The sequence below is a fragment of the Clostridium sp. BSD2780061688st1 H5 genome (assembly GCF_005845155.1).
Lineage (GTDB): Bacteria > Bacillota > Clostridia > Lachnospirales > Lachnospiraceae > Claveliimonas > Claveliimonas intestinigallinarum.
On sequence record NZ_SPGT01000004.1, the window covers coordinates 153092 to 164055 of the forward strand.

Annotated in this window: 9 protein-coding genes and 2 pseudogenes; all 11 read right to left on the reverse strand. The window is 43.3% G+C overall.

All coding sequences use genetic code 11. From position 1 onward, the window contains the following. Positions 1 to 23 precede the first annotated feature (23 nt). The gene (locus FGQ86_RS04370) at positions 24 to 203 is read right to left on the reverse strand and encodes a cysteine-rich KTR domain-containing protein (RefSeq protein WP_070504111.1); all 180 of its coding nucleotides are present in this window, start codon (positions 201 to 203) and stop codon (positions 24 to 26) included. Positions 204 to 373: 170 nt separating this feature from the next. After that, positions 374 to 1630: an ABC transporter permease subunit gene (locus FGQ86_RS04375; RefSeq protein ID WP_070504108.1), complete on the reverse strand. Its 1257-nt coding sequence runs from the start codon at positions 1628 to 1630 to the stop codon at positions 374 to 376. Positions 1631 to 1694: 64 nt separating this feature from the next. Then, a pseudogene (locus tag FGQ86_RS04380) lies at positions 1695 to 2327 on the reverse strand (ABC transporter ATP-binding protein); the annotation flags it as partial. Next, complete coding sequence (locus FGQ86_RS04385; RefSeq protein WP_070504102.1) at positions 2312 to 3028, reverse strand: hypothetical protein; 717 nt, start codon at positions 3026 to 3028, stop codon at positions 2312 to 2314. The gene FGQ86_RS04385 and the pseudogene FGQ86_RS04380, both read right to left, overlap by 16 nt. Next, the gene (locus tag FGQ86_RS04390; RefSeq protein ID WP_207742250.1) at positions 3025 to 3492 is read right to left on the reverse strand and encodes an RNA polymerase sigma factor; all 468 of its coding nucleotides are present in this window, start codon (positions 3490 to 3492) and stop codon (positions 3025 to 3027) included. The genes FGQ86_RS04385 and FGQ86_RS04390 overlap by 4 nt, the downstream gene beginning before the upstream one ends. A 171-nt stretch (positions 3493 to 3663) precedes the next feature. After that, positions 3664 to 4569 carry a conjugal transfer protein gene (locus FGQ86_RS04395; protein ID WP_117579492.1) on the reverse strand — a complete coding sequence of 302 codons (906 nt, stop codon included), beginning with the start codon at positions 4567 to 4569 and terminating at the stop codon, positions 3664 to 3666. 21 nt (positions 4570 to 4590) lie between these two features. Continuing rightward, positions 4591 to 5592, reverse strand: coding sequence for a bifunctional lytic transglycosylase/C40 family peptidase (locus FGQ86_RS04400; protein WP_070504096.1), 1002 nt, complete (start codon positions 5590 to 5592; stop codon positions 4591 to 4593). Then, positions 5589 to 7745, reverse strand: a complete 2157-nt coding sequence (locus FGQ86_RS04405; protein WP_070504094.1) for an FUSC family protein — start codon at positions 7743 to 7745, stop codon at positions 5589 to 5591. The genes FGQ86_RS04400 and FGQ86_RS04405 overlap by 4 nt, the downstream gene beginning before the upstream one ends. Further along, positions 7742 to 10201, reverse strand: coding sequence for an ATP-binding protein (locus FGQ86_RS04410; RefSeq protein ID WP_070504091.1), 2460 nt, complete (start codon positions 10199 to 10201; stop codon positions 7742 to 7744). Before FGQ86_RS04410 ends, FGQ86_RS04405 begins: the two co-directional genes overlap by 4 nt. Then, complete coding sequence (locus FGQ86_RS04415; protein ID WP_070504088.1) at positions 10188 to 10577, reverse strand: conjugal transfer protein; 390 nt, start codon at positions 10575 to 10577, stop codon at positions 10188 to 10190. The genes FGQ86_RS04410 and FGQ86_RS04415 overlap by 14 nt, the downstream gene beginning before the upstream one ends. Before the next feature lie 104 nt (positions 10578 to 10681). Then, positions 10682 to 10885 (reverse strand): annotated as a pseudogene (locus tag FGQ86_RS04420) (antirestriction protein ArdA); the annotation flags it as partial. Positions 10886 to 10964 lie beyond the last annotated feature (79 nt).

Consider the following 10964-nt stretch of genomic DNA (forward strand, 5'->3'; position numbering starts at 1 on the left):
CCTTTAAATTATCGGCTCTGCAACTAAGTGTCTGGCTCTTTAATAATTTCCATTTTTAATTTGTATACGTTAATTAGATTTTCCTGTTTACATTTTGGACAGAATAAAGGAAACTTCTTTAATTCTGTATCTGTTCTGATTTTGACTCTGGTTTTATTGCCGCAGACTGGACAATGTAACCAATAAGACTCGGACACAATCATTTTATCCCTCTTTTCTGGACGCAACGGCTAATTCAAAAACTAATAGGATTATCTATTAACATAGCAGATTAAAAAACATAATCGGTTAAATCGCTTTGCTCCCACACAGTAGGGTCTAAGTTATCTGCTCCAAACAAAAACTGAATGATAAAATTATGTTTATAGCGATTTTACCGCACCATAATCTGATATTTTTGATATTTTCTTTTCCCTAAAAAGAGAAACAGAAGAATGACAATAACATATACAAAAGGAGCAATCTCAAAATTTGTAAAGCATTTTCCTAAAATGGATACTAACCTGTCGTTCCATAATTCCCATTTAACCAATAGGTTTGTCGGTAATAAGTCATATATCTGTGAAGCTATTCTAAACTGGTAAGGTATATCTATAAGCATTGTTAAAAACATAATTCCTACAGGAATAGCCATAACAGCAATACTGTTTTTGAATATTATTGATAAAAACATAATTCCTACACTATACAACACGGATATAAGTACAAATAATAGGAATAACATGCAAACAGCGTTTCCTATACTCATATTTCTAGTAGCGGTTGGAAATGCAATTTGTAACGCCGTATTAAACCCATCTGCACCATAAACTATAATACTTGATAGGAGCGTAACCCCGAAGAATAAAATTGCAACAATTATTCCAAAAACAATTCCTGCAAAGATTTTTGCATAATATAATTGTGTTTTTCCGTACCGACTGCACATGATAATTGCATCTGTTTTACGAACATACTCTATTGAAAAAATATTTGAAAGACAGATTGCAAGCATTAGTAATAACATGTAATTCAAAGTATAAGCATATTCCCACATGTTGCTCCAACCTTCTGAATAGGCGTAAGTAAAAGGAGTTTTTATCTGTGTATCTTTCCTTTTCCAATAATCCATTTCTTTTTCATTCAACATCTGGTCTGCTCGATTTTCAGAGATAGTGTTTTCTCGTTCAGCGTAAATATCATTTGCAGAAGAATTTAACACATCTTTACTATCACCCATTATCTGTTGCACAAAGGAATAAATAGGCGTATAAGGCTGTATATCATTTCCAACATCATCCTCAGTATCGCCCGAAAGGACAACCATTTGATTTCCATCGGATGATGTTTCAACATTCTGTGAACTGTTATCTGTTGTTCCAGCTTTTGTATAAGATTTATTCATTTCTTGAAGCAAAGTATCATCTATCAGTTTTCCAGACAAATCTCTTGCATTTTGTCTATTTATTTTCATCATTTCATATCCGCTAACCTCTTTTCCATTTACTTCGTAATATACCGAAGTTGAAACAAGGTCACTTATACTTAAAAATGCGCATAATAAGAGTATTACACTGCCAATCACCCATACAATTTTCCTATAACAAATCTTTTTAAATTCATAGATAAACAATGGAGCTATTTTTTTCATTTTAATCCTCCTCAAATTGCTGCAAATAAAAAGCCTCAAGATCACCCTGTTGTTCCTGCCATTTACCTTGATAAATAAATTGACCATTTTTCATCATCAATACAGTATTATCAATATGCTCAATATCAGATACAACGTGTGTAGAGAGAATAACAATACTTGTTTTGCCAAGTTCTGCTATTAAATTACGAAAACGCACACGCTCTTTTGGGTCTAATCCTGCCGTGGGTTCGTCTAAAACTAAAAGCAATGGGTCATTTAATAAAGCCTGTGCAATGCCTAACCTTTGTTTCATTCCGCCAGAATATGTTTTAATTTTCTTTCTGGCATTTTCTTGCAAATTTACTAATTCTAAAACTTCATCTGTTTTTCTTTTTGCCTGTGTTTTTGTTAATCCTTTTAATGTAGCCATATAAAGCAGAAAATTCCTACCTGTAAATTCTGGATAATATCCAAAATCTTGCGGCAAATATCCAAGGTTTGCACGGTATTCTTCCGTAGTAACATCCAACCCGTTAAAGGTAATTGTACCGTTTGTAGGCTTTAATATACCGCAAATCATTCTCATTAGTGTTGTTTTACCAGCACCATTTGCGCCCAAAAGACCATAGACTCCTTTATGTAGTTTTAAAGAAATCCTGTCTACTGCAATTTTATTTTGATATTGCTTTGATACTCTGTCTAAGAAAAGCTCCATGTTAGTTCCTCCGTTTGCTTGATATTTTTCCGTAATTCTACAATGACTGAAACACCAATAATGAGAAGTAATATTAACCAATTCAAGTTATACTCATTAGTGTATATATAAGGAAATATGGTCCTTATAAACATATTAAGTCCACTGACACTAATCGCAATTCCCATACACACATATATAGCTTCTTTTCCGTGTACTTTCCGCACAGCCAACAGTCCAATGCAAGTTGTCAGCAAATAGGGAACAAGTAAATATAATCCCACTTGAAAAACAGTAGCCACGCTATATGCAGCACTTAATGGAATTAGTATTACGAGTAAAATCAAATGACATCCCCCTAAAATTCCCATCCGAGCAAGGACAATACTTTTTAGAGAAAAGCGGGCAGACATTTCAAATTCTGCCATACTATAAGTATTAGAACGAGCATTCTCTGTCACAAGCGATAGCGCAATAAAAGGAATTAAGGCAGAAATCACCCACAATACATCCTTTTCAAAAGCTCTAGCTCCCATAAGAGCTATTAAAAAAACTGCAAATGAAACTATCCATACATACTTTTGGATATATCTTATTTGTGACAATACAAACGACAACGTGCTGATAGTAGGTTGTGGAAATTGCTTGATAAATTCTTTTTCATGTATTGGTTTAGGTGGTTCAAAAGCATTTTGTAAAGCCTTTTTCAATTTTTTATTCATATGAAACCCTCCCCTAAGATGTTTTTAAAATGCTCTACTGCCTTTTTAGTTTTTCTATAAAGAGCAAATCTCGATATATGTAAAATATTACAAATATCTGATACAGGTACTTCATTAACATACCGCAAAAGTAATATTTCCTGTTCTACTTGTTCAAGTTGCATTAACGCTCTTTTGACAGCTATACTTGTCAATATTTCTTCTTCTGTATCCTCTACAAACAATTCATCTGTCAAAGGTTTTGTGTCTATTTTTTCTTTCCTATACAAATCTACACACAAATTATGAGCTATTTTATATAGGTATCTCACCTTTTTCCCAGCTTCTACATATTGGTTACTTTCATAAAATTTAAGGAAGGTTTCTTGTGTAATATCTTCTGCCAACTGTTGGTGTTGAAGCTTGAAATAGCAATAGCGGTATATTTTTCTGTATTGTTCTTCTAAATCAATGTATATAATCAAAACCTCCTTTCATTATGTTCAACGTAAAAATCATATGGTATGTGCGCTTTTTTTTAAATTTTGTATATTATTTTACTGTAAGAATACTTCTATTTTCAACTGTCGTCATTGTGCATTTAAAATTGAAGGCTTATAGGGCATATTTGATATACACTATAAGCCTCCAGTTACTTATATTATCTTCCAGTTTCCATCTGCCTTTGCCAGTGTCAAATCAAACTGTGATATTTGTGTCGCTTTTGTAGTCTGGTCTAGGTATGCCACGGATACGGACACTTTGACGTTATCCCCATCCATACCAAATACCGGGTTGATAAGCTCCGAGAACAGATAATTGCCGCCCACGGGTTCAAGGGCATTGCCGGACACATAGTAGGCAAGCTCCTTATCTGTGGCGGTAGGATACAGCTTGAAGAATGTTTCCAAAAATTCTGTCACTTCCACTGTGGTGGCAGCGTCTACCGAGCCGTCCGCTTCCTGTGCTTTTGGCGTATAGCCGGATTTCCCCGGCAGGCTGCTGATAGTCGGATTTTTGATGATAACCATATCTCCGTTGCTGTCCGCATGAACAGTTACCGTATAAGCGGCGGTGTTTTCTGTCACCTGTTCTCCCTCCGTCACCGTCTGATCTACCGAGTAGAGGACGGTGTACTCGTCCTCGCTGGTCTGTTCGATATTCCATATCTTGACTTCGCCCACCGCAGAACTGGTAGGAATATCGCTTCTGACAGTGTCCACGTTCAAATCCTGCAAGCTCTCTGTGAGGTAGCCGCTGATGGCGGCTGTCCGTGCGTCAATCGCTTCTTTGGTATTGCTCCATGTATAATAGGCTTTTGCAAAGTCCTTGACGAAATTTTCTATTTTATTGGTGTCCACGATACGCTCTTCTATGATTTTCTTTTCATGGACGGTGTGCATATCTATCGCAGTGAAATTCTTATATACCCCGAAGCTGACGCTTGCGATCAGCACCAGCCACAGGGCAATCACGGATTTCTTGTGCGTGCCGACTTTCATAGTACGCACCTTTTTCACTTTATTAGGTTTTGTCTCTTTTTCTTTTTTCTTCCATTTCATAAAAATATTGTCCTTTCTGTCTTAGTTGGATTTTACACGTCCGGCGCAGATTAGGTGTTGCTGCCAGTACGAGGAATTGAGGTCTGCATATCCAATCGGGTCACCGGCATGGTACATACGGTTATTCCCGGCGTATATCCCGACGTGGGTTACATACGTTCCGGCACTGTAGGTACTGTGAAAAAATACCAAGTCACCAGCTTTTGCCTGTGACAGAGGGATATGCTGCACAGCGTCATACTGTGCCTGTGCCGTTCTGGGAAGTGAGATACCGGCTTTTCCATAGCACCACTGAACCAGACCGCTGCAATCAAAGGAAGTATTAGGATTGCTGCCGCCATAGACATAGTTCCAGCCTTGATATTTTAAGGCTTCATTGAATATTGCCTGTACGGTTGCGTCGCTGAAATGAGGTACAGCCAGATATTGTGAGACAAGCTGTACATAGAACATATTCCCGTATTTATACCGCCAGCCGCCGTTCTGCTTGATGGAGATTTCATTCTTATAGTCCACCTTGACGCCGCCGGATTTCTCCCTTGCGAAGCTCTCTGCCAGTGCAAAGCTGTATTTCTTTCCACGAGCAGCCACATAGTCGATAAAACCGCCGCCATAGTTGTAACTCTGGACGACGGTATTTATATCGCAGTCTTTCGCTTCTGCTGAAGAAAGCAGGGAAGCAAAATACTTGCACCCCTGCTCAATCGACTGCTCCGTATTAAGGGAATTGGGCGGCAGACCAAGACTTTCACTGGACTGCATAACGTCCTCGCCTGTGCCGCCGGACTCCACCTGCATGATGGCGAGCAGATAGTTCACATAGTCCTCAATGCCGTACTTCCGTGCGTATTTTTCAACAGTAGGCTGATGTTTCAAAACCTCCGCTGACAGGTTCAACCCCGAATAGTCAAACTGTGCGCCGCTGCTTTCCTCGTCGTCAGAAGTGACGATAAAAAGGAACAAAAGCAAGCTGATAATCCCCGTGAAAATCCATCCAAATATCAGCAGATGGCGCAGCTTCATTGTTTCCGTCCTTTCTTTGTGGTAGTTTTCTTCACGGTGTTACGCTCGATATTTTTCTGGACAGACCGTTTCGTGGCAGTCTGCCGGATTTCCTTATTCCCGGGCAAAGATGGGTTCTTTCGTTCCGGGAGAGCCGGATTTTTTACTCTCGGCGCATGAGACACCGGCTCATTCTTCACCTGTGTACGGATTTCCTGTGTCTTTGACACCGGCTCTTTGGGTGTGGGATATTTTGCTACATTCTCACGGGATACCGCCGGACGCTCTTTTTTCATAGGTTCACTATGCTGCACCTTAGAAGCAGCCACCGGGGAAGTAGGTTTTTCTAATACCGGCTGTGTCGCTGGACGCTCATGGACAGGGGCAGCCTTTGTCGCTGATCCTGCCTGTTTCGCTTTCTCCATTTCCATGCGCCTTTGAGCGATAGATGGACGGCGGTTCTCCTGCCGGTTGCTCCGATCATGCCGCCTTGCATGGCGGTTCTCTATAACGTCACGCTGAACGCCGGATACCTTTGTTGTCTGTTCTGTGGAAGCCGCATAGCCAGACTGTGACAGGTTTTTCCTGTCCTGTGCCTTGCCAGCCTGTGATTTCCGGCTGGTGTCACCGGCACGCTGTTTTTCTTCCGTATCACCTACAGCAGAAGCGGCACGTTTCCCGGAAAAAGTGCCCGGGTTTTGCCCGGTACTATGGTTAGGACGGGAAGCGGCTCTTTTGGTATCAGATTTAGAGCCGGAAGCCGCCGCAGCTCCTACCACGCCAACGGCAGCACCAGCCGTCAGTGTCCTGCCGATACGACGCTCCAAACGCCTTGCCCCACGGTTGAGGAACAGATACGGGCGGCGCATGATACGTCTGCCGACCTGTTGGGTGTCATTGGACTGTAAGCTGAACATGGACATTAAATCGCCCATCTTGAAATAGATACCGGCAAAGGTGACAATCTGCAAAAAGGCTATCATAAAGAACGGATACCCGGCTGAAATAGAGTAAAACATTGTGCTGACGCTAAAGGCGGCGGTGATGATAAGGGTAATACCGGCACGCAGCATAATAGTGTTGAACAGCTTTGTGACCGCCCGTTTCCCCATGCCCTCATACGTCGGTATCATGGACAGGATAAAACTCACCGGCAGGAACATGGCATAAATGATAAACAGCACTTGCGAGAAAATCATCATGCCGGTAAGCAGGAACACAAAGACAGAGATACCGATATTGAAGATAAACAGAAAGACGACTGTACCTAACCGGCTCATGGTTTTAGTAATGCTCATGTTGTTGTTATCCCTGTCCTCGATTTCCTCAATCACGATATTCTCTCTTTCGTCGGTGTCTGGACTGGCAGACAGCAGGCTCTCCACCCGATCAGCACCGAGACTGTCTACATCTGTCGTATCATACTGCAATAAGAGCCACGGCTGCTTTACCTGTATGGAAAACAGGCTGTCACGGATAAGGTCAACGCTGTCTTTCCCCTGACTGCTGGAGTCTGGCAGCGTGATTTTTGTACCCAGCGTCAGAGCCGCACTACTGATGTCCGAGGAAAAATCATTGATTTTTGCAATGTAGTTAGGGGCATAGGCGATAAAGGACGCTGACAGGAGAAAGACCACAAGGAAGTTAAGGACGGCGTGAACCGCCTTTGTCGTTTCCCGTTTCAGCAATCCCACATAGGCTACATAGATACCCACGACCAGAATGAGGATAAGCAGGAAGCCTACATAAAATCCCTGTGTGGAAAATCCGTTCTCCGTCACCCCGGCAAGGGTCTGGATATTCTTTCCGATTGCGTCTGCCGTATCTGAAATAAAGTCCAGCTTATAGGCTTCCTGCACCACATAGCCAGTGGCGTTGGAGATATACATACTCACTGTCCAGACAAAATTAGTTATCGCATAGAGTCCGTACTGGATACTCTTACCGATACCGTCCAGCCAGTTCCATGGCAGCCAATCCCACGAGCTGTCTACATAGAAGTCAAGCTGATAGTTTTCCAGCGGATATTTTGAGTATTCATTGGCAGCGTCCACTGTATCGTCCACCAGACCGGCAGCATGAGCCACCGTACCTGTGATGGAGAGAAACGCCAGAATACCGAACACCACCAGCAGGGCGATACCGAGATAGCGCAGGATGTTTCGTTTCCTCATAGGCTCTCCCTCGTTTCTTCACGCTGCTTTGGCGGTCTGGTATCAAAAGCGGCAAATAAATCCGCAAAGACCGGGTGTATCTGGACAACGCCCACACGCCCATAGAGGTCTTGAAACAGGCATTGCCCGTTCTCCAAATCCCGGAGCCGCTTCTGGTTGTTCTCGTCGTCGCCGTCCACGCCGAAAAATTCCAGCGTGTTTTTAATCTCCTTGCTGTCCGTGGAGCGGAACGCAAATTTCAGACCGATATTGTTCTTCATTTTCTCGTCGTCCACGTCGCCGGAATTTTGCGTCACGAAATAGACGGCGGCGTTCATGGAGCGCCCGGCACGGATAAGTTTATTAGAGAGGGATTTCCCCTGTGCCACCTGTAAGAACGTCCACGCTTCGTCTAAGTCCACGATTTTAAAAATACTCCTGTCAGAATGGATAAAATCTAAGGCAAAGGTACTGATGTCCATAAGGATAGCTACAGAGAGCAGCTCCGTAGAGGTGTAGTCCTCCAGCTTCGTGTCACAATCCGGCAGTACAAGGTCAGCCACCTGTATGATGTTAAGCTGCTTGTCCAGACTGATAGAATGTTCCACCGTTCCGTCGGAAAAGAGCAGATGTGCAAAGTCATAGTCCGCAATACTCTGGATATGGCTGGCGATACTGTTTGCCGTTGGCGTGCCGATTTTCCGCAGCTCGTCCACCACACAGAGAAGTCCGTGTTTTTCTCCCTTTGTCACTTCCTGTAGTGCCGCCATGAGGACAGGGAATTTTTCGCCGTCACGGTATCGGATACCTGTCAGAAAGGTCAGAATATCCACGGCAAGGCTTTCCCCGTCATGTACGTCTTTCATAATCACATACGGGTCAAGCATACCCCTGTTTTCTTCGCTGTTGGTGAGGTTTACGATATTGATTTCCTCCGAAATCTCCGGGAGTGTCTCTTTCCATCTGCCACGCTCTGATTTTGGGTCAATAATCACCGCATGACCACCGAACAGTACAGAATAATAGATAATGAGGTTATTGCAGAATGATTTTCCACCGCCCAGAGAACCGAGAAAGGCAGCCGCCAGCGCATTTGTGACAGAGCCTTCGACTCCCTGTGCCGCAAGGCTGGGTTTTAGGTACACGTTCCTGCCGGTATCGAGGTTATAGCCGATATAGATACCGTCCTTTTCCCCTAGCTGCTGTGTCGCACCGAAACCCAGACCAGCCAGAAAATCGCTGGTCACATACTGGATATAATCGTTTATGTATCGCTTGCTGGCAGGAATGAACTCGCTGTGAAGTCCGAGCATATCACCAAAAGGGCGCACCAGCTTTACGTTCAAGTCGTCGTAAAAATCTTTGACCTCGTCGCAGCGGCGTTTCAGTTCGTCCAGACTGTCCGCAGACACACGCACCACATAGGAGAGCTTATACATGGACTCTTTGCTCTGGTCTAGGGCAGTTTCCAGCTCATTGACCGAGTCCAGAGCTTCCACCACACTGTTGCCGGTTTCGTTCCCGGCTTCCCATGCGTGGTTATCCAAATCTTTCAGCTCTTTCTTTTTGTTGCGTACCGTTGTCAGCGCCTTTTTGTTGGTGACGATTTCCACGTTCATAGAGGTGGACACCGGGAACGTAAACTGCTGCTGTTGGTAGTAGAAGATTTCCGAAGATGGAAAATCCAGCTCCCCTACGATATTGTTAATCGTGAAGTAGGCGGCATACGCCGTCTGATTTTCACTTTCCAGACGGAGGTATCGCTGATTTTCTTCCACTAAGCAGCGTGTCGGACGGATAAGGTCATACCGTTTTACCAGCGTTTCCCGTTTCAGCTTTTTTACAGGAAAGTCATAGGAATAGTCCTCATAGGCAACGCCGGTCTTGCCGTAGATATGCTCCAAAAGATAGCCGAAGTCCTTTTTCTCCAGACGGCGCACCTTGAACCGGCGAGCGATTTTATTCTCCAATAGTTTCTCCATCTTTAGAAAGCGGTTGATTTCATCATTGCTCATGGAGACAAAGTCACCCATCAGCTTGTGGTTGACTTCATAGAGGAAGTCAGCAAAGGTCATGGACAGGGATTTCCTTGCGCCTTTCAGACTGATTTCTTCCTCGTTCACCAGCAGCTTAAAGCCAAGAAAAAAGCGGTAATCAATCTGATTTTCACCAATCATATCCACTAAAGCGTCCGTCTGTTCGTCTATCTTCTCACAGGCGATTTCACGCAGCCGCCCGGTCACTTCCTCTTTGGAGCGTTCCTGTATCTGTCGGATACTGGACTCCGTGCTTATCTGCAAGGCGTGTATCTTCCCGTCACGGTTCTGTGCGATAAGCTGACGGAAGCTGTCATGCAGCCGGTATTTTTCCTCCGGCGATAGGAACGAGTAATTATAGGGGAGCAGCTCATAATAGGCGAAGCACTCCCCGTCATGGTTGAACACTAGATTGTTTTCGATATATTTAATTGGGAACATACAAATCACTCCTAACTGCTGTGATGGCGGTATCGAATTTTTCTTTCCCCAGTTTCACTGGTTTCCCGGCATAGGTCACTTTAGGGCGCACCAGATAGCTGACACTGGATTTTAAAAATCCGAAAGGTTTCTTGCCGTCAAAAGTTTTCTGGCTCATAAACCATGTAAGGGCGACGGGGATACCAAAATATTTAAGAAACGCCCCGTCAATGAGGGAAAAGGGCGGCAGCTCCCCGAACAGGATAACCACAAACAGGGAGACAACAAACCATGCCATCTGTGTAAAGGTAATCGGGAACGGGAGTTGAAAATCATTGATAGCGTAAATGACCTTTTCCACGTTCCAGATACTTGTGTAGCTTCTAATTTTTTTCAAAGTCTCGTACCATTCCTTTCTTCTGAAATGAATACAGCAGCCTGTATATACAGACTGCTGCAATAAAAAAACTGCCAGAAGAACACTTGCGTTAGATCTGACAGCTAGTAGGGGATTTCAAATACCCCATATCTTGTCTCTATGAAACAACTTTCTAAGTCAATATCACGGGCATAGGCTTCATAGTCAATGTAATTTCTCAAACGGTCTGGTATCTCGCCCAGAGAGCTGCACTCGTCAATGAGGTAATAAGCAACGTCTACCATGTTCTCGCAGCCGGGATACTGGATAATATCGTCCTTATGCTCGTAGTGGTGCTAGAATATAAATAGTGCAAGTCAAAATGAGAAAATTCCAAATAGACAATACATGATACAATAGAAGTAT